The sequence below is a fragment of the Pseudomonas sp. TH49 genome, assembly GCF_016650625.1.
GTDB classification, from domain to species: domain Bacteria; phylum Pseudomonadota; class Gammaproteobacteria; order Pseudomonadales; family Pseudomonadaceae; genus Aquipseudomonas; species Aquipseudomonas fluorescens_H.
Window position 1 is genome coordinate 2,655,850 of sequence record NZ_JAEKFL010000001.1, and the last position, 19,278, is coordinate 2,675,127.

Here is a 19,278-nt window from a genome sequence, read left to right on the forward strand (position 1 = left end):
CTGTTCCCTATTCTTGGTGTGTTTCGACGTGATTTTTTGGCGTGTAGATCCGCAGATTATCTACGTTATAGACCTCGCCGCCTTCGGATATCAGTTCCACGTGGTGAATCTCGTGAGAGATCCTCTTGCCCGCCGCATCTATTAAGCGTGCTCGGGGTGCCTTCCCATTGCGCATACGTTCCAAGCTGTCCTCGCTGAACTGCCCCGCTACCACACCATCCCTCGAGACCGCGGTCCAGAAGGCTCGTCTGAATGAATCAAAAGTAGAGTATTCGCGTCCTCTCAGTGAATCGGCAATAGTGGTAGGGATGGGTGCACCAGATCCAGTCCGGGCATGTTCCAGCCAGATCCCGGATACGTCCTCACCACCCCCCGTCACCGTCCCCGGCGTCAGTCTGGCCGGCCTCGAAAACACCAGATACAGCGGCTTCAGCCCAGTGTCCGCCGGGAACACCAGAATACAATCCTCGGCGGTAATGTCCTCGCCGGGCAGGCCTTCTATCTGGCTGTCAGTGTTCTCAGGTATCGGGTGGACAAGGATCGTGTTCAGTTGCTCGCCATGCTCGGGATAAACCAGCGGTGGCATTGAACCGAGTGGCCCGCGTTGTGGCGTCCACAAAATCGTGATGCCGTTGAGCTTGGCCTCCATCGCCGTCTGGTCGCTGTTCCAATCGACGTTGACGGTGCGCACCGAGTCATCGCCCGAGGCGCCGGTGTGGATGCCGTAGACCTGCATGACCCCTTCGGCATCGCGTCGGAACTGGAAGCGCACGCGAGTGGTAGCGCGCGTCAGGCTGCGCAGCTGTTGGTCGGTGTACAGCGTGCCGTCACCCATTCGGGTCGGCAGCATTCCGAGGATGAACACGCTGGCCGGGCCGCCTGCGCCACGGATGGCCCAGTTGAGACGTTGTTGCAGAATTCCACCTCCGGCCATGCGACCCAATGCCAGGTCGGCGCCGAGTGCGGTCGCTACCGCGGTGCTGGCTGAGGGAAAGAGCATGGCCCCCGCGACCATGATCTTGCCGAAATTGGCGGCGGACTCGGGCTCCGTGCCGGCGTCCGTTCGACACCAGTTACCCGGTGTGCAGGACTTGGCGAACACCAGGTCTTCGCGGGGCCTGGGCGTTGGCCATTCATCCTTTTCGATGTATACCGGCTCCGGCGGGGGAGGCGGATTCCAAGCGGCCCATGAGCCGTTCCTTCCCGGACGTTTCCAAGGCCAATCTTCATCGAAGAGAGATTTGAATCGAGCCATGACAACTCCCTGTATGGCTTTGAATCGAGCCAGGGAAGCTTGTCGGTCAGTGGGGATTTCGGGCAAACCGATGGGGTGAGTTACAGGCGTATGGTTTTACGAAAAATCTCTTTCGTACACCGTTCGCACCTTTTTCCTGCAGGGCTTTCTCGGTTTGTTGACCTGCCATGAAGCATGGTCAAGGCCAATCAGGAGTTATGGGGGGAGTGGCGACTGGATCAGCCAACTTTGTTGAGAGGGGCTGCTTTGCAGCCATCGGGGAGAAATCCCCTCACCACAGAGGATGGTTTCTTCGAGGCATAAAAAAACGGCCTACCTTTCGGTAAGCCGTTTTTAGTACTTGGTGGCTACACAGGGACTTGAACCCCGGACCCCAGCATTATGAATGCTATGCTCTAACCAACTGAGCTATGTAGCCAAGTGGCGCGCATTATTCCCCTGAAATGGAAAAGCGTCAAGCGTAAATTTAAAAATTTTTTCTACGCTTTCAACCGTTTATCAAAATCACTGGCTCAGCAGCGGCGAAGGGCAGCGCTGGAACCAGCGGCTGACCTGTTCATACGCGTACGCCAATTGCAGGACAGCGAAGTCGGCCTGGTGCTTGCCGATGATTTGCAGGCCCATCGGTAAACCATTTGAATTGAATCCCGCCTGAACGTTGGCGACCGGGCAACCCGACAGCGTGCCGGGGATCACCACCTCCATCCAGCGATGATACGTGTCCATGCTCACGCCTTCGATAGCGGTCGGCCATGGCTGCGTCTTGTCGAACGGGAAGACCTGCGCGCTCGGCAACAGCAGGTAATCGTAGCGTTCGAACAACCGGGAAATCGCCCGATACCAATCGCTGCGCGCAACGGATGCGGCGAACACTTCGCCGGCCGAGAGCTTCAAGCCGTTTTCCACTTCCCAACAGGCTTCCGGTTTCAACTGCGCGCGTTTCTGCGGATCGGCGTAGGCCGCGCCCAACGACCCCGCGACCATCCAGTGCCGCAACGTGCGCCAACTACTCCACAGCCGCTCAGGCGCGAAATCAGGCTCCACCGACTCAACGTGGCAACCGATACTTTCAAAGTCGGCAAAGGTTTTCTCGCACAGCGACAGCACACCTCTCTCCATCGGCAGATAGCCATTGAAGTCCCCCAGCCACCCCAACCGAGTGCCTTTGAAGTCACGCTCCAGCGGCGCGGCAAATGCCTCCCCGGATTCGCTGATCGACAGCGGCGCCCGCGCATCGCCCCCGGCCTGCACCGACAGCAACAAGGCTGCATCCCTCACGCTGCGCGCCATCGGCCCTTCGTAACCGAGTTGATCGAAAAACAGATCAGCACTGTCATCAAACGGCACGCGGCCCTGAGAAGGTCTGAACCCGAAGATGTTGTTGAACGCCGCCGGGTTGCGCAGCGAACCCATCATGTCGCTGCCATCCGCCACCGGCACCAGGTGCATCGCCAGTGCGGCCGCCGCGCCACCGCTGCTGCCGCCCGCGGTTTTGCTCGGGTCATAGGCGCAACCGGTGGCGCCGAACAGCGGGTTGTAGCTCTGCGAACCGAGGCCGAATTCCGGGGTGTTGGTCTTGCCGATGATGATCGCGCCGGCCGCTTTGATCCGCTCGACCATGATGCCGTCGCGCTCGGGGATAAAGTCCTTGAACAGCGGCGAACCCAGCGTGGTGCGGATGCCTTGGGTCAGCGACAGATCCTTGATCGCGTGGGGCAGGCCGTGCATCCAGCCACGGTTTTCACCGCGCGTCAGTTCAGCGTCGCGCGCATCGGCCTGAGCCAGCAGAACATCGGGCGGCTGCAGGCTGATCAGCGCGTTGACCTGCGGGTTGAAACGTTCGATATGGGCAAGATAAGTCTGCATCACTTCGCGGCAGGACACCTGACGCAGGCGGATGCGGTCGGCGAGGGCGTGGGCCTGCAGCAGGACCAGTTCGCTGATGTTATTGGAATTCATGACAACGGCGCCTTTCAGACGGCTGGAGAAACGCCCCGGCCTCATGCCGGGGCGGGCAGGAATCAACGCATCAGGTTGGTCCAGAGACGGTCGGCGAGGCGGATCGCGCCTTCACCGCAGGTCTTGCTGAACACCACGTTGGTACCCTCGGGAATGTGCAATTCCGGCGCATCCTTGAGCGCCGCATCGAGGAACGGTTCGACGCCTTTGATCGGGCTCTGGTGCTTGAGGAAGTTCTGCGTCATCGCCGAGTTCTCCGGCTGGCTGAGGAACGCGATGAACGCCTTGGCATTCGCCGGATTCTTGCTGCCGGTGGGGATGACCATGTTGTCGACCCAGGCCAGCACGCCTTCTTTCGGGTACAGGTATTTCAGGCTCGGTTTCATCTCGCGGGCGCGCATCGACGAGCCGCCCCAGAACATCGACATGTCGATTTCACCCGAGGCAAGGTTTTCGCGGATCGAACCGGCCTTGGAGCTGTAGGTCTTCACGAACGGCTTCTGCGCCTTGAGCAGCGTGAGGATCTGCTGCATCTGTTTCGGGTCTTCGCTGCACAGCGGAATGTTCAGGTACAGGCTGGCCATGTCGACCATGTCGCTGACCGAATCGAACATGTTGATCCGCCCCTGCAACTCGGCTGGCGGCTCGTACAAAACCTTGTAGCTGTCGGCCGGCCCTTGGTAGCGCGCACTGTCGAGGACCACGCTGGTGGTGCCCCAGATGAACGGCACCGAATACGCGCCTTCAGGGTCCCAGCTCGGTTTTTTCAGGTTATCCACAACGCTGGCGTAGTACGGTTCCTTAACCGGATCGAAACGCTCGAGCAGGTTTTCCTTGATCAGAATCGGGATGAACTGGTGCGACGGAATCGCCACGTCATAGCCAGCGCCGCCCTGTTTCAGCTTGGCCAGCAGGGTCTCGTTGGAGTCGTAGGAATCGACCGTGACTTCGATGCCCGTCTGCTTCTGGAACTTGGCGAGAATCTCCGGCGAGAAGTAGCCGCTCCAGCTCACCACGTTGAGTTTTTCCGCGGCCTGAACGCTGCCGGCCATGACCAGCGGCACAGTCAGGAACAACCCGGTGCCGACACTTTTCATCCACTTGCTCATGTTATTTCCCCACGGTTCGTAGAAGGTTCAGGCGGGCTTTTTGCCCAGCAGGTAAGAGAGGCTGACGAACAGCACCGAGACGCCGAGGATCAGGGTCGAGACGGCGTTGACGTCGGGTGTCACGCCCATGCGCAACAGACCGAAGATGAAGATCGGCAGGGTGGTGGTGCCGGCCTGGGAGACCATCATCGAGATCACGAAGTTATCCAGCGAGACGATGAAGGCCAGCATCAGCCCGGAGAAAATCCCCGGCATCAGCAGCGGCAAGGTCACTTTGCGGAAGGTGCGCCACGGGCCGGCGTAGAGGTCGGCGGAGGCTTGCTCCAGCGACAGGTCCATGTCGTTGAGGCGAGCGCGGATCGGCAGGTAGGCGAACGGAATGCAGAACACCGTATGGGCGATGATCAGGTTGCCGTAGCCCAGCGACAGGCCGATGGTGGAGAACAGCGCCAGCGTCGCCACACCGACGACGATTTCCGGCAGCACCAGCGGCAGCATGATTGCGCCCATCGACAGTTGCAGGCCCTTGAACCTGGCGCCGCGCGAAGTACCGAGGGCGGCGAGGGTGGCAATCGCGGTGGCGATCATGCTTGCGCAGACCGCGATCAACAGGCTGTTGCCGGCGGCCTGGCGCAGGGCCTGATTGGCGAACGCGGCGCGGTACCAGTCGAGGCTGAACCCGGTCCACACCGTCGCCGACTGGTTGGCGTTGAACGAGAACACCACCAGCACCACGATTGGCGCATACAGGTACAGATAGAACAGGAAACTGAAGCCGCCGAAGCCGGGGAAGTCCTGCACGCCCAGTCCTTTGCGTTTGAATAATCCGAGCATCACGCACCTCCCTTGGCGATGCGCTGGCGCTCGGCGCGCAGGGCATACACGGTCAGCACCAGCATCACGGCGGCCATCAGCACCAGCGACAGTGCGGCGCCGAACGGCCAGTTACGGGCATCGCTGAACTGCCGGAAAATCAGATTGCCGAGCATCATCCGCGTGCCGCCGCCGAGCAATTCCGGAGCGATCATTGCGCCCAGACAGGGCACGAAGGTGAGGATGGCGCCAGCGAGAATCCCCGGTTTGGCGATTGGCAACACCACTTTGCGCAAGGTGCGCACGCGTCCGGCATACAGATCCTGCGCCGCTTCGAGCAGGCGAATATCCATCTTTTCCAGCGTCGCGTAGATCGGCAACACCACGAACGGTGCGTAGGTGTAAACCAGCCCCAGCAGCACCGCGCCGTCGGTGTACAACAACTGCAACGGCTCATGGATGACTCCCATGCCCATCAAGCTGTTGTTGATCACTCCGGTGTTGCGCAGCAGCAGAATCCACGCGTAAGTGCGGATCAGCAGGTTGGCCCAGAACGGCACGGTGATCAGAAAGATCAGCAAGCCACGCCGGTGCGCCGGTTGCATCGCCAGCCACACCGCGACCGGGAAACCGATCAGCAGGGTGATGATCGTGGTCAGCCCGGCGATGCCGATCGAGCGCAGGGCAATGATCAGGTAGGAGTCGGCGAACGCGAGGCTGTCGTCCATCTGGCGTTCGAACAGCAACGAGGTGTAAGCATCGGTGCTGAAGACTTTATTGACCCCGCCGTAGGGGTTGGCTTCCATCAGCGAATAGCCGATGACGATCAGGATCGGCACCACCAGAAACAAGCCGATGGCGAACAGCGCCGGGCTCACTCCGAGGAAGCTCTGGAAAGCCTTGCGGCGTTCCAGTGTGTTGGCAATCGGTAAGGCGTGCATGGCAACTCCTCGGGCTCAATCGTGCAAAACGCTCGCGCTTCCCCGGTCGAACAACAGACCGGCCTGACTGCCGACGGCAAAGCGCAGGCTCTGGTCGACGCAGTTGGGCGTGCGCACGGTGAGGCGTGAACCGTCGCTGAGGCTGACCTGATATTGCAGATCGGTGCCGAGGTAGATCTGCGCTTCGATCCGGCACGGCAAGGCGTTTTCCATGTCGGCTGCGACCAGATGCAGGCGTTCCGGACGCACCGACAACGTCACGCTGGCGCCGACCGCCACATCGCTGCACGTTTGCGCCGGCAACGGATGCCCGGCCGGCCCGGCGAACCAGGCCATGCCGTCTTCGACTTGCGTGACCGTGCCTTCGATGAAATTGGTTTCGCCAATGAAGTCGGCGACGAAGCGATTGCGCGGGCGTTCGTAAATGTCTTGCGGGCGGCCGACCTGCTGCACTTCGCCTTCGGACAACACGGCGATGCGGTCGGACATGGTCAGCGCTTCTTCCTGGTCGTGGGTGACGAAGATGAAGGTGATGCCGGTCTTGGCCTGAATCGATTTCAGCTCTTCGCGCATGGCCTGGCGCAGCTTCAGATCGAGCGCTGACAGTGGCTCATCGAGCAGCAGCACTTTGGGGTGTGGCGCCAGTGCGCGGGCGAGGGCGACACGCTGTTGCTGACCGCCGGACAGCTGCGCCGGTTTGCGTTGGGCGAAGCGCTCCATCTGCACCAGCGCGAGCATCTCGCGCACGCGCTCGGCGATCTGCGTCTTGCTCAGGACTTTGCCCATCGGCTGCGATTCGAGGCCGAAGGCCAGGTTTTCGGCGATGGTCATGTGCGGGAACAGTGCGTAATGCTGGAACACCGTATTGACCGGGCGCTGGAACGGCGGGCGGTCGGCGATGTTTTCGCCGTACAGCAGGATCTCGCCTTCGGTGGGAAACTCGAAGCCGGCGATCATCCGCAGCAGGGTGGTTTTGCCGCAGCCGGAAGGGCCGAGCAGGGTGAAGAATTCGTTGTCGCGGATGTCCAGGTCGATGTTTTTCAACGCCACCGGACCGGTGTTCGGATCACCGTAAACCTTGCGCACCGAGCGGATCGACACCGCCAGCGTTTGCAGCGAATGCAGGGCATTCATGCGTTACCTCCGATTCCCCCATGCCTGCGATGGCGCTGTGAATCAGCGACGTCGTCGGGCCATGGATATTATTTTTCTGGGCAGGATCGAGATTGCGTTCGGGGTGAAACCAGCTGTTTTTTTGTTCTGCTGTGGCTCGATTATCAGCGAGGGCTTGCGCGGGGCGAAACTTCAATTTAAACATGGCAGGTGTTAGTTAATTTAACAGCCAAAGGTGCCAGGAATCATGCCCGACCACCGTTTGCCGCCGCTCAACGCGGTGCGTGCGTTTGATGCCGCCGCGCGCCTGGGCAGCTATGTCGAAGCCTCGAAGGCCCTGCATGTGACCCAGCCAGCGATTGGTCGGCACGTGAAGTTGCTGGAGGAGTGGCTGGGCATTCAGTTGTTCGAGCGCACTTCGCGCGGGGTCAACCTGACAGCGGCGGGGGAGAAGTACCACCGCAAGATCGCCGCCGCCCTGCAGTTGATCATCGAGGCCGGCAAGGAAGCGCAGCCCAAAGAGGCCGAGCGCTGGTTGCGGATCATGGTGGTGCCGGGGTTCGCCAAGCGTTGGCTGATGCCACGGATTGAAGCGATGCGTCATTTGCGTCCGGGTTTGAAGTTCGCCATCGAGCCGAACTCGACCTTCACCGAAGTCGATGGCAAAAGCGCCGATCTGGGCATCGTCTACGGGCTCGACGGGCAGTACGCCGACTCCCGTGAGGCGTTGATCTGCCCGCGCGTGTTTCCGATCTGCACCCCGCACTATCTCGCCAGCATCGGACCTGTGACCAGCCCGGCGGATCTGATCCGCCACGAGCTGATCCATGTCGATGACGGCGAATGGTGGAACCTGTGGTTCGCCGCGCACGACCTGGATATTCACCTCAATTCCGACATGCTCTACGTCAACAACGATCACGCGCTGTCGGTGGCCGAAAGCGGGCAGGGCATTGCCCTGGCCAACGAAGTGCTGGTTCGCGAGGAACTCAAATCCGGCAAACTGGTGCGCGCGGTGGACGCCCAGGTGAAGCTGGAAAGCTATCGGGTCCTCACGCCGTCCGCCGAACTGTCGGCGGATGCGGCGTGGTTTATTCAGTGGCTGAAGACCGAGCTGGAAGCGGACTTCCCCGAGGCGCGGATCAACTGAGGCGGAAGCGTGCGGTGTTGTCGCTCAGGGCCTTGCTGCCCTGGCTCAGGGTGTCCGCCGCCAGGTTCACTGCACGGGCGCCTTCCAGCAGACGCACCGCGGCTTGATCGACCTGCTGGATATTGCCGCTGACTTCATCGGCGGTGCTTGCCTGTTCTTCGACGGCGGTGGCGATCTGCGCCAGGGTGTCAGTGACGCTCTGCACCGCGCTGGCAATTTCGCCGAGACGTTCACCAAGACCGGTCACCGCTTCGGCATCCGATTGCGCCTGGCCGCATGCGGCTTCCATCAGACTCACCGCTTCGTTGACCGTGGCGCGCAGGCTGTCGACCGTGCCGGCAATCTGCGCGGTCGATGACTGGGTGCGCTGCGACAGGCTGCGCACTTCATCGGCGACCACGGCAAAGCCGCGTCCCTGTTCGCCGGCGCGTGCTGCCTCGATCGCAGCGTTGAGTGCCAGCAGGTTAGTCTGCTCGGCGACGCCACGAATGGTGTCGACCACCAGTTGAATCTGCTGACCTTGCTCGCTGACTCGACCGAGCGCCGCTGCGGTTTCGTTGAGGCGTTGGTTGAGTTGCTGAATGCTCGCCGTGGTGCGCTGACTGTCGCGGCTGCTGTCAGCGGCGATGCGCCGGGTGTGCTGGGCGCTGCCGGACGCCTGTTCGCAACTCTGCGCCACACCTTGCGAAGTGGCGGCGAGTTGCGTGGCAGCGGCGGCGATCTGGCTGATCTGCAACTGCTGCGCTTCGACTTCACTGAGCGCACCGCTGGAGTGATCGTTGAGGCTGCGCACCGCGTGGCTCAGTTGCGAGGTTTCGTGATCGACCCCGAGCATGCTGGCGCGCAGTTGCACCACGGCAACGTTGAGTGCGGTGCTGATCGCCGCCAGCTCATCGCGGCCCACCACCGGCACTTGCAGGCTCAGGTTGCCGTCACGCAGGGCCTCGGCCAGCAGGGTGATGCCGCTGGCGCTGCGGCGGATCGAAGCCTGCAGGCAGACGAACAGGTACAGCGCCGCCAGCAGCAGGCAACCGAAGATCGCCGCGACCACGATGAACTGGCGAATCGCCGAAGCGTGGTAGGCATCCAGACGCTGATCCAGCGACAGCAGCGATTGCTGGCGCAGCGACGCAAGATCGCCCAGCAATGCATCGAGGCTGCGTTCGAAGTCTTCCGGTTTGAGGGTAATGCTGCCGCCGAACACGCCCTCATCCAGCACTTTCAGCCCAGCGTCGAGACGCTTGAGACTGTCGTGGTACTGACCGGCCCAGGTTTGCAGATCGCTCGGCAGGCGCGCTTCGAGCAGGCCTGCCGTTTTGACAAGCTGCTCGCGGGCGTCGCCGATGCGGCCGCGCAGGTCGCGTAGCTGCAAGCGGCTTTGCAGGGTGAATTGTCCCGAGACCACCGAAGCCTGGCCGACCGCCGCCAGGCGACCCACGCGCTCGATCAGATCCGGTGCGTGCTGCGTGGAGATCTGCGTCAGCAGATAGGTTTCCAGCCATGGCGCCAGCGTCAGGCGGTTGTCCATGACAATCTGCTCGCGCAAGGCTTGCAGGGCGCTGAGGGCGTTGGTGAAACGCTCATAACCGTCCGGCCACCAACCGACGCTGCTCAGGCTTTTTGAGTCCAGACCACCGAGCGCGGTTTGCAGGGCTTGATAGCGAGCGAGGGTTTCGCCTTCGGCACCTTCATTTTTCAGGGCGTCGCCCAGATCCGTGGTGGCTTGCACAACGGCGGGCTGAACCTTGTCGAACGCAGCCATGGCGGCGAGGGTTGCCGGGGTTGGCTGGCGATTGGTTTCGGTGGCGCGCCAACGGGCGGCGCGGTCACGTTGGGCGGCGAGCAGGTTGTCCAGCGCATCGAGGCTGAGCAACTGGCGTACACCGGCGCGTTCGCCGGAAATCAGGTTGAGCTTGTCGCGATAGTCCTGGCCGATCATCAACAGACTGCCGGCCAACGGCAGAATAAACAGCAGAAACAACAGCTGGAATTTACGTGCGAATCCAAACCGCCCCAGCAATTTGATCCCCGGTGACAAGAAAGCCTGCATGCCTCATGACTCCTCTGGACACCACGCACCAATGGCGTGCATCGCGGTAGTGCGACCTCGATGTCGTGCCCTGCTAAAAGGCCTCGAAAGTTCACTCTCGCCCGCTCTGTAGGCCGGCTCTGTAGCGAAACTTCCCATTCTCGGCTGCCTTTGTAAGGCGGCCGCGTTCGAGGAGAGAAGCAAGGCAAGATTCAGACCATGGCGTTGGGCTATCACCTATCCCATGTAGGAGCTGCCGAAGGCTCGGGCCGCGATCGGACGATCTTTTGATCTCTGTTTTTAAGATCAAGATCAAAAGATCGCAGCCTTCGGCAGCTCCTACAGAGATTGGTCTGTTATTCGGTTGATTAGTTAGCTGGCTAAGGGGATGGCGCTGGCGCACCGAAAAATGGCACATTGGCGCACCTGCCTGCGTGCACCCATCTGCTGTACGGAAACTTTCATGGCTATCAGCAACGCTCAGACCGCCGCTGCCTCGGCGTCCGCTCCTCCCCAAAGCAGCCCGTTGGTGATGCGTATCATCGGCGCGGTGGCGCTGGCGCATTTGATCAACGACCTGATTCAGTCAGTGCTGCCGTCGATCTATCCGATGCTCAAGGCCAACTATGGTTTGAGCTTCACCCAAGTCGGTTTGATTACCCTGACCTTTCAACTGACAGCATCGTTGCTGCAGCCGTGGGTCGGTTATCACACTGACCGCCATCCGAAACCGTGGCTATTGCCGGCAGGTTCGGTTTGCACGCTGATCGGCATCGTGATGATGTCGATGGTCGGCAGTTTCCCGTTGATTCTGCTGGCGGCGGCGCTGATCGGTATCGGCTCCTCGACTTTCCACCCCGAGGCTTCGCGGATCGCGCGGTTGGCCTCGGGCGGGCGCTTCGGTCTGGCGCAGTCGACCTTCCAGGTCGGTGGTAACGCCGGTTCTGCGTTCGGCCCGTTGCTGGCAGCGGCGATCATCATTCCGTTCGGTCAGGGCAACGTGGCGTGGTTCGGTCTGTTCGCCGTGTTTGCGCTGTTCGTGCTGTACCGCATCAGCCGCTGGTACGCCCATCACCTCAACCTGTTCAAGCTCAAGGCCGGGCAGGCGGCGACTCACGGGTTGTCGAAGGGCAGGGTGACCAGTGCGCTGGTGGTGCTCGGCTTGCTGGTGTTCTCCAAGTATTTCTACATGGCCAGCCTCACCAGCTATTTCACCTTTTACCTGATCGAGAAGTTCGACCTGTCGGTGGCCAGTTCGCAGCTGCACCTGTTCCTGTTTCTCGGCGCGGTGGCGGCGGGGACGTTCTTTGGCGGGCCGATTGGCGACAAGATCGGGCGTAAGGCGGTGATCTGGTTTTCGATCCTCGGCGTGGCACCGTTCACCTTGCTGATGCCGCACGTCGATCTGTTCTGGACCACTGTCCTCAGCGTGGTGATCGGCTTCATTCTCGCTTCGGCGTTCTCGGCGATTGTGGTTTACGCGCAGGAACTGGTGCCGGGCAATGTCGGGATGATTGCCGGGGTGTTCTTCGGCTTGATGTTCGGGTTTGGCGGGATTGGCGCGGCGCTGCTTGGGCATCTGGCGGATGTACATGGCATCGAATACGTGTATTTCCTGTGCTCGTTTTTGCCGTTGTTTGGCGTGCTGGCGATTTTCTTGCCGCGCACCAAAAAAACCTGACCTACACAATTCCAACTGTGGGAGCGGGCTTGCTCGCGAATGCGGTGTATCAGTCGATATTAATGTGGCTGACACATCGCCTTCGCGAGCAAGCCCGCTCCCACAGGGTATTGCTGGTGTTGCATACAAATCTGTCAGGCACAAAAAAGCCGCGTATCAAACGCGGCTTTTTCTTGGGCGTGTTGCTTACACGTTGAAGCGGAAGTGCATTACGTCGCCGTCTTTGACGATGTAGTCCTTGCCTTCCAGGCGCCATTTACCGGCTTCCTTGGTACCGGCTTCGCCCTTGTACTGGATGAAGTCGTTGTAGGCGATCACTTCGGCGCGGATGAAGCCTTTTTCGAAGTCGGTGTGGATCACGCCAGCGGCTTGTGGTGCGGTGGCACCGACGCGGACGGTCCAGGCGCGGACTTCTTCAACACCAGCAGTGAAGTAGGTCTGCAGGTGCAGCATTTCGTAGCCGGCGCGGATCACGCGGTTCAGGCCAGGCTCTTCCAGGCCCAGGGCCTCGAGGAACATGTCTTTCTCTTCGCCGTCGTCGAGCTCGGCGATTTCCGCTTCGATCTTGTTGCACACCGGAACGACCATGGCGCCTTCTTCTTCGGCGATGGCCTTGACCACGTCCAGGTGCGGGTTGTTCTCGAAACCGTCTTCAGCGACGTTGGCGATGTACATGACCGGTTTGGTGGTCAGCAGGTGGAAGCCCTTGATCACGGCCTTTTCGTCAGCGCTCATGTTCTTCATCAGGCTGCGCGCAGGCTTGCCTTCGGTGAAGTGCGCGATCAGTTGCTCCAGCAGAGCCTTCTGAACCACGGCGTCCTTGTCACCACCCTTGGCGTTGCGCGCGACTTTCTGCAGTTGCTTCTCGCAGCTGTCGAGGTCGGCGAAGATCAGTTCCAGGTCGATGATCTCGATGTCGCGCTTCGGGTCGACGCTGTTGGAAACGTGGATCACGTTGTCGTCTTCGAAGCAGCGCACGACGTGAGCGATGGCGTCGGTTTCGCGAATGTTGGCCAGGAACTTGTTGCCCAGACCTTCACCTTTCGACGCGCCGGCCACCAGGCCTGCGATGTCGACGAATTCCATGGTGGTCGGCAGGATGCGCTTCGGATTGACGATGGCCGCCAGAGCCTCCAGACGTGGATCCGGCATCGGCACGATGCCGCTGTTCGGCTCGATGGTGCAGAAGGGGAAGTTCTCGGCCGCGATACCGGATTTGGTCAGGGCGTTGAACAGGGTGGACTTGCCGACGTTAGGCAGGCCGACGATGCCGCAATTGAATCCCATGGTGTTTCCCCTCGGATTAGAGTCAGGCCTTCTGGCTGTGCAGGTTTTTCATCGCGCGGTTCCATTCACCGGCGAGGATATCCGGCAGCACGCCGAGGGCAAAGTCGATGCTGGCATCGAGTTTTTCCTGTTCGGCGCGTGGCGCACGACCCAGGACGAAATTTGAAACCATACTGGCGACGCCCGGGTGGCCGATGCCAAGCCGCAGGCGGTAGAAAGTATTCTGATTGCCCAGTTGCGCGATGATGTCGCGCAACCCGTTGTGACCGCCATGGCCGCCGCCCTGCTTGAGCTTGGCGACGCCCGGAGGCAGGTCGAGTTCGTCGTGCGCCACCAGGATTTCTTCAGGCTTGATGCGGAAGAAACCGGCGAGTGCCGCCACGGCCTGGCCGCTGCGGTTCATGTAGGTGGTGGGAATCAGCAGACGAACATCCTGACCCTGATGCGAGTAGCGCCCGGTCAGGCCGAAATATTTGCGATCGGCCACAAGGTTCACACCTTGCGCGGCAGCGATGCGCTCAACAAAAAGGGCCCCTGCGTTATGCCGGGTCTGTTCGTATTCAGCGCCTGGATTTCCCAGGCCAACGATCAGTTTGATGGCAGTCACGATAGGGGCCCTTCCTTGGAGTGGTGGATAACATCGCCGCAAGCAGTGAAGGCGGCGAAAGTGGACGAAAATTGCTCATTTACCATGAATGTAAACTCCGCGTTCTCGCCCGCTTTCTCGCTACGTTCCAGTCCGCGATGTTTCACTCACTCCGACGAACAGAGTGAAATTACTCTGCTGCGCCTTCTTCGGTAGCTTCTGGAGCAACACGTGGAGCGTGGACGTTGGCTACTGCCTTGTCATCGCCGTGTGCCAGAGCAACGAACTCGACACCTTTAGGAGCTTTGAGGTCCGACAGGTGAACGATGGTGCCGATTTCAGCGTCAGCCAGGTCGACTTCGATGAACTCAGGCAGATCTTTTGGCAGGCAGGAAACTTCGATCTCGGCAACAACGTGCGAGATTTCGCCGCCTTTCTTCACTGGAGCAGCTTCGTTGATGAAGTGCACAGGAACGATAGCGGTCAGTTTCTGGCCAGCTACAACGCGTACGAAGTCAGCGTGCATCACGTGGCCTTTGGCCGGGTGACGTTGCAGAGCTTTGATCACGACGTTCTGCTTCTTGCCACCAACGTTCAGCTCGATGATGTGGCTGTAAGCCGCTTCGTTTTCGAGCAGTTTGGCAACTTCTTTGGCCAGCATGCTGATGGATTCAGGGGCTTTGTCGCCACCGTAAACTACAGCTGGAACCAGGCTTGCGAGACGACGCAGGCGGCGGCTCGCACCTTTCCCCAGGTCGGAACGCACTTCAGCATTCAGAGTAAAATCGTTCATTTTGTATCTCCAAAATAGCCATGACCGAGTGGCGTTTGCGACCAGCGCCGAACACGGTATGGGCAAAAAAGCCCCGCCCCGACAGGAATGCCGGGGCGGGGCGCTTTTCGTCAACGAGACATTTCGAGAAGGGCAGGGCCCTTAACGGAACATCGCGCTGATCGATTCTTCATTGCTGATGCGGCGAACCGCTTCGGCAACAACCGGTGCGATATCCAGTTGACGGATACGTGCACAGGCTTGTGCTGCAGCGGACAGCGGGATGGTGTTAGTCACCACCAGTTCGTCCAGCACGGAATTTTCGATATTCTCGATGGCCCGACCCGACAGCACAGGGTGTGTGCAGTAGGCAAAGACCTTGGCTGCGCCATGCTCTTTCAGGGCCTTGGCCGCGTGGCACAGAGTGCCGGCGGTATCGACCATGTCATCGACCAGAATGCAGGTACGCCCTTCGACATCACCGATGATATGCATCACTTCAGAGTGATTGGCTTTCTCACGGCGTTTGTCGATGATCCCGAGATCCACGCCCAGGGATTTGGCAACAGCCCGTGCACGCACGACGCCACCAATGTCCGGGGACACGATCATCAGGTTTTCGAAGCGCTGATCTTCAATGTCATCCACCAGAACCGGGGAGCCGTAGATGTTATCTACCGGAATATCGAAGAAACCCTGAATCTGGTCAGCATGCAGATCAACCGTGAGAACACGGTCGATGCCGACTACGGTAAGCATGTCAGCAACGACTTTCGCGCTGATAGCCACACGTGCGGAACGCGGACGGCGATCCTGACGGGCATAACCAAAATAAGGAATAACAGCAGTAATACGAGTAGCCGAGGAGCGGCGGAAGGCATCAGCCATCACTACCAGTTCCATCAGGTTATCGTTGGTCGGAGCGCAAGTCGGCTGAATAATGAAAACGTCTTTACCGCGAACGTTTTCATTGATCTCGGCAGTAATTTCGCCGTCGGAAAATTTGCCGACAGAGATGTCACCGAGAGGGATATGCAGCTGACGTACAACACGCCGAGCCAGATCGGGGTTAGCGTTCCCCGTAAAGACCATCATCTTGGACACGCGCAGTACCTAGAGGCTGAGGGTAACCTGGATGAGTATAGAAAATGGCAGGGGCGGCTGGATTCGAACCAACGCATGGCAGGATCAAAACCTGCTGCCTTACCGCTTGGCGACGCCCCTGTATCTGTTGCTTCAAGTGCCTGGCACTTGATTCCTTTTAGAGCAGACTTTGCAGCTTGCGATGCAACATCGAAACGTTGCTTCCTTTCGCTACAAACCCTGTAAGGGTCTCTGTCAGAAGGGCCGAGACTTTATCAGCTTCAGCTTTGCTTGGGAAGCCCCCAAACACACAACTTCCAGTTCCGGTGAGTTTTGCTTCGGTAAATTTACCTAACAAATCCAATGCGTTACGTACCTCTGGATAACGCCTTGCAACCACCGGCAAGCAGTCATTTCGACTGTTTCCCTCGGGAACGGGGCGCACTTTAATGGGCGGCGTGTTACGTGTCAACAAAGGATCGGAAAAAATTTCTGCCGTACTTACAGAGACTTGCGGCACGAGTACCAGATACCACGGTTCTTCGGGGTCGACCGGGGTCAGTTTCTCGCCCACGCCTTCGGCAAATGCTGCATGGCCACGGACGAAAACCGGCACGTCTGCACCGAGCGAAAGGCCCAGTGCCGCGAGGCGATCTTCATCCCAGCCCAGTTGCCACAAGTGATTGAGGCCGAGCAGGGTGGTCGCCGCGTTGGAGCTGCCGCCACCGATGCCGCCGCCCATGGGCAGCACCTTGTCGATCCAGATGTCGATGCCGAGTGTGCAGCCGGACTGTTGCTGAAGCATTTTTGCCGCGCGCACGATCAGATTGCTGTCGTGGGGCACGCCCGCGAATTCGGTGTGCAGTTGAATCACGCCGTCATCGCGTACGGCGAAGGTGATTTCGTCGCCGTAATCGACAAACTGAAACAGCGTCTGCAGTTCGTGGTAGCCGTCTGCACGGCGCCCGAGAATGTGCAGCATAAGGTTGAGCTTGGCCGGCGACGGCAGCGTCAGACGTGGAGCGGTCATGCTTTATTGCCCCAATTTACGCGGTTGCCAGGTCTTGATCACCAGCGTCACGTCCAGATCGGTGCCGTGCAGCTTGATCCGCTCGGGCAGCCAGTAACCGTTTTGTTCGGCATAGCTGAGGTATTCGACCTTCCAGCCGTCCTGTTCCAGGTTGGCCAGGCGACTGTCGTTATCGAGGGACACACGGCTTTTGCTGCTTGGCGCCGGCAGGCCACGAACCCACCAGGCCAGATTGGACACCGGCAGTTTCCAGCCGAGTTGTTCTTCAAGCAGCGCTTCCGGCGACTCGGAGTCATAGCGGCCCTGGTTGGCGACTTCCAGCGAGACCTTGCCCGGGCGCCCGGTCAGGCGCGCCGCGCCGCGACCCAGCGGGCCGGACAGGCGAATGTCGTAGTAGTCCTGGCGTTGCAGCCAGAACAGCGTGCCGCTACCGGAATCTTTCGGTGCGCGGATGCCGATCTTGCCGTCGATCTGCCAGCCGTCGAGGGCGGTCAGCTGTTGTTTGTTCGCGGCCCACTGAGCCGGACTGCCGTGACCCTCGACCGATTCGCGAGCGCCGAAGCCCGCGCAACCGGCGAGCAGGGCGATGAAGCTGAAAACAATAACGTGGCGCAAAAACATGAGTTAAAGAGTCTCGGATCCGGTCAGGCGCTTGATGGTGCTGCGCAGAATGGTGCTGTCGGGCTGATCTTTGAGGTACTTGCCCCAGATCTGCTTCGCCTCGCGCTGATTGCCCTTGACCCACAGGACTTCGCCCAGGTGCGCGGCGACTTCGTGGTCAGGGAAACGCTCGAGGGCCTGACGCAGATATTTCTCGGCGTCGTCCAGATTGCCCAGGCGGAAATTCACCCAGCCGAGGCTGTCGAGTACCGCCGGGTCTTCCGGATTGATCTGGTGCGCCTGTTCGATCAGCGCCTTGGCTTCAGCGTAACGGGTGGTGCGATCGGACAGGGTGTAGCCCAGCGCATTGAGCGCCATGGCGTTGTCCGGATCGCGCTTGATGATCAGGCGCAGGTCTTTTTCCATCTGCGCCAGGTCATTGCGTTTTTCCGCGAGCATGGCGCGGGTGTAGAGCAGATTCAGGTCGTCCGGGTATTGCAGCAAGGCTTGCTGCAAGACTTTCCAGGCCTTGTCGTCCTGTTTGTTGGCCGACAGGGTTTCGGATTCGATCAGATACAACTGGATCGCGTAATCCGGCTGGGCGTCACGCTCGGCGGCCAGCTTGCTCTGGGCTTCGGCGGTCTTGCCGTTGTTCATCAGGATATCGGCCTGACGCAGTTGCGCCGGCAGATAGTCGTTGCCCGGGCCGACCTGGGCGTACTCGATCAGCGCGCCCTGCGGATCGTTGCGCTCTTCAGCGATGCGACCGAGGTTCAGGTGCGCCGAATCGACGTGACTTTCGCGCGCGATCAGGTCTTCCAGATAACCCTTGGCCTCGTCCCAGGCCTTGGCTTCCAGGCAGACCAGCGCCAGCGAGTAACGCAGTTCGTCGTCTTCCGGGTATTGCTGAACGAGCGTGGAGAACTCGACCTTGGCGTCGTCCATCCGGTCCTGTTCAACCAATGTACGTGCGTAGGTCAGGCGCAGACGCTTGTCGTCCGGGTACTTCTTGATGCTTTTGCGCAGCAGCGGCAGTGCCTCGTCGCCACGATTCATGGTTTGCAGCAGGCGGGCGCGCAGCAGGATCGGGGCGATTTCGCCGTCTTCCGGCGGATGGTCTTCAAGCAGGCGCAGCGCCGCTTTATTGTCGCCGTCCTGCTGCAGCAGCAGGGCCTTGCCGAAAATCAGCTGATTGTTGTTCGGATGACGCTGCAGCAGGCGGTCGAAACTCTTCATCAGGCCGTTGCGGGTTTCCTGATCGGTATCGGCCGCGGACAGCGCGAGAAAGTCGAAATGGGTGTCGCCCTTGCCCTGCAGGACTTTTTCCATGTAGACCATGGAGTCGTCATAACGCCCGGCGCGGGCCAGTTGCACGGCGGCGGCGCGTTGCGCTTCCAGATCGTCCGGGGCGTTTCTCGCCCAGATCAGCGCGGTATCCAGCGCAGGCTGGTCGGCACCGAGGTATTCGGCGATGCGGAACGCGCGCTCGGAAACCCCCGGATCCTGGGTGTTGATGGCCTGGGTCACGTAGTTGTCCAGGGCAATGTCGAAACGATTGCGCTGGCCGGCGAGTTCGGCGGTCAACAGGCTGTATACGGTTTCCTCGCTGAACGAGCTGTAAACCTTGGGCTTTTCAGGCGTGGGCGTGGTGTCTTCGACCGGCGGGGTACCGTCCGGCGAAACGGGGGCCAAGGCCTGGCAGCCGCTGAGGAAGACAAAAGCTAGGAGCAACGCGGAAGATCTATTCATATAGGAAGAGGACGACTAACCTGCGGTCGGATCATCATGACACAAGCCTTCGGCCAAACATAACCGAGTCTCAGTTGTGAGCATTATAGGCACCAACCATTGGGACAATAGTCAGCGGTAG

Annotated in this window: 16 protein-coding genes and 2 tRNA genes; 2 read left to right on the top strand and 16 right to left on the bottom strand. The window is 60.1% G+C overall.

The window, feature by feature from the left end:
- Positions 1-7 precede the first annotated feature (7 nt).
- From JFU48_RS12110 to JFU48_RS12140, 7 genes are all read right to left on the bottom strand, one after another.
- Entirely contained in the window at positions 8-1,255 is a 1,248-nt protein-coding gene (locus JFU48_RS12110; protein ID WP_201136592.1) for an S-type pyocin domain-containing protein, read from the bottom strand.
- Between the two features lie 341 nt (positions 1,256-1,596).
- A tRNA-Met gene (locus JFU48_RS12115) sits at positions 1,597-1,673 on the bottom strand.
- 86 nt (positions 1,674-1,759) lie between these two features.
- Positions 1,760-3,214: an amidase gene (locus tag JFU48_RS12120; RefSeq protein ID WP_201136594.1), complete on the bottom strand. Its 1,455-nt coding sequence runs from the start codon at positions 3,212-3,214 to the stop codon at positions 1,760-1,762.
- 62 nt (positions 3,215-3,276) lie between these two features.
- On the bottom strand, positions 3,277-4,311 hold the full coding sequence (locus tag JFU48_RS12125) for an ABC transporter substrate-binding protein (RefSeq protein ID WP_420066389.1): 1,035 nt from the start codon (positions 4,309-4,311) through the stop codon (positions 3,277-3,279).
- Positions 4,312-4,350: 39 nt separating this feature from the next.
- Positions 4,351-5,157, bottom strand: coding sequence for an ABC transporter permease (locus JFU48_RS12130; RefSeq protein ID WP_003228176.1), 807 nt, complete (start codon positions 5,155-5,157; stop codon positions 4,351-4,353).
- Positions 5,157-6,077 (bottom strand): ABC transporter permease, encoded by a 921-nt coding sequence (locus tag JFU48_RS12135; RefSeq protein WP_201136596.1) that lies wholly within the window; start codon positions 6,075-6,077, stop codon positions 5,157-5,159. The genes JFU48_RS12130 and JFU48_RS12135 overlap by 1 nt, the downstream gene beginning before the upstream one ends.
- A gap of 15 nt (positions 6,078-6,092) precedes the next feature.
- A complete protein-coding gene (locus JFU48_RS12140; protein WP_201136598.1) occupies positions 6,093-7,211 on the bottom strand; it encodes an ABC transporter ATP-binding protein in 1,119 nt (372 codons plus the stop codon).
- A 226-nt stretch (positions 7,212-7,437) separates the two neighbouring features.
- On the opposite strand from JFU48_RS12140, the gene JFU48_RS12145 reads away from it, so the two are divergent.
- On the top strand, positions 7,438-8,340 hold the full coding sequence (locus tag JFU48_RS12145) for a LysR substrate-binding domain-containing protein (protein WP_201136599.1): 903 nt from the start codon (positions 7,438-7,440) through the stop codon (positions 8,338-8,340).
- Here JFU48_RS12145 and JFU48_RS12150 read toward each other — a convergent pair.
- Entirely contained in the window at positions 8,333-10,390 is a 2,058-nt protein-coding gene (locus JFU48_RS12150; RefSeq protein ID WP_201136600.1) for a methyl-accepting chemotaxis protein, read from the bottom strand. The two genes, JFU48_RS12145 and JFU48_RS12150, sit on opposite strands and share 8 nt — an antisense overlap.
- 442 nt (positions 10,391-10,832) lie before the next feature.
- On the opposite strand from JFU48_RS12150, the gene JFU48_RS12155 reads away from it, so the two are divergent.
- Positions 10,833-12,050: an MFS transporter gene (locus JFU48_RS12155; RefSeq protein ID WP_003228168.1), complete on the top strand. Its 1,218-nt coding sequence runs from the start codon at positions 10,833-10,835 to the stop codon at positions 12,048-12,050.
- A gap of 186 nt (positions 12,051-12,236) precedes the next feature.
- On the opposite strand, the gene ychF is transcribed toward JFU48_RS12155, so the two are convergent.
- From ychF to JFU48_RS12195, 8 genes are all read right to left on the bottom strand, one after another.
- Complete coding sequence (gene ychF / locus JFU48_RS12160; protein WP_003228166.1) at positions 12,237-13,337, bottom strand: redox-regulated ATPase YchF; 1,101 nt, start codon at positions 13,335-13,337, stop codon at positions 12,237-12,239.
- 22 nt (positions 13,338-13,359) lie between these two features.
- Positions 13,360-13,944 carry an aminoacyl-tRNA hydrolase gene (pth, locus tag JFU48_RS12165; protein ID WP_003228164.1) on the bottom strand — a complete coding sequence of 195 codons (585 nt, stop codon included), beginning with the start codon at positions 13,942-13,944 and terminating at the stop codon, positions 13,360-13,362.
- A gap of 169 nt (positions 13,945-14,113) precedes the next feature.
- Entirely contained in the window at positions 14,114-14,716 is a 603-nt protein-coding gene (locus tag JFU48_RS12170; protein WP_003228162.1) for a 50S ribosomal protein L25/general stress protein Ctc, read from the bottom strand.
- A gap of 141 nt (positions 14,717-14,857) precedes the next feature.
- The gene (locus JFU48_RS12175; protein WP_003171603.1) at positions 14,858-15,799 is read right to left on the bottom strand and encodes a ribose-phosphate pyrophosphokinase; all 942 of its coding nucleotides are present in this window, start codon (positions 15,797-15,799) and stop codon (positions 14,858-14,860) included.
- 45 nt (positions 15,800-15,844) lie between these two features.
- Positions 15,845-15,919, bottom strand: a tRNA-Gln gene (locus JFU48_RS12180).
- A 37-nt stretch (positions 15,920-15,956) separates the two neighbouring features.
- A complete protein-coding gene (gene ispE / locus JFU48_RS12185) occupies positions 15,957-16,808 on the bottom strand; it encodes a 4-(cytidine 5'-diphospho)-2-C-methyl-D-erythritol kinase (RefSeq protein ID WP_003228157.1) in 852 nt (283 codons plus the stop codon).
- A 3-nt stretch (positions 16,809-16,811) separates the two neighbouring features.
- Positions 16,812-17,429: a lipoprotein insertase outer membrane protein LolB gene (lolB, locus tag JFU48_RS12190; protein WP_003228156.1), complete on the bottom strand. Its 618-nt coding sequence runs from the start codon at positions 17,427-17,429 to the stop codon at positions 16,812-16,814.
- 3 nt (positions 17,430-17,432) lie between these two features.
- Positions 17,433-19,157, bottom strand: coding sequence for a tetratricopeptide repeat protein (locus JFU48_RS12195; protein WP_003228155.1), 1,725 nt, complete (start codon positions 19,155-19,157; stop codon positions 17,433-17,435).
- Positions 19,158-19,278: the final 121 nt, after the last annotated feature.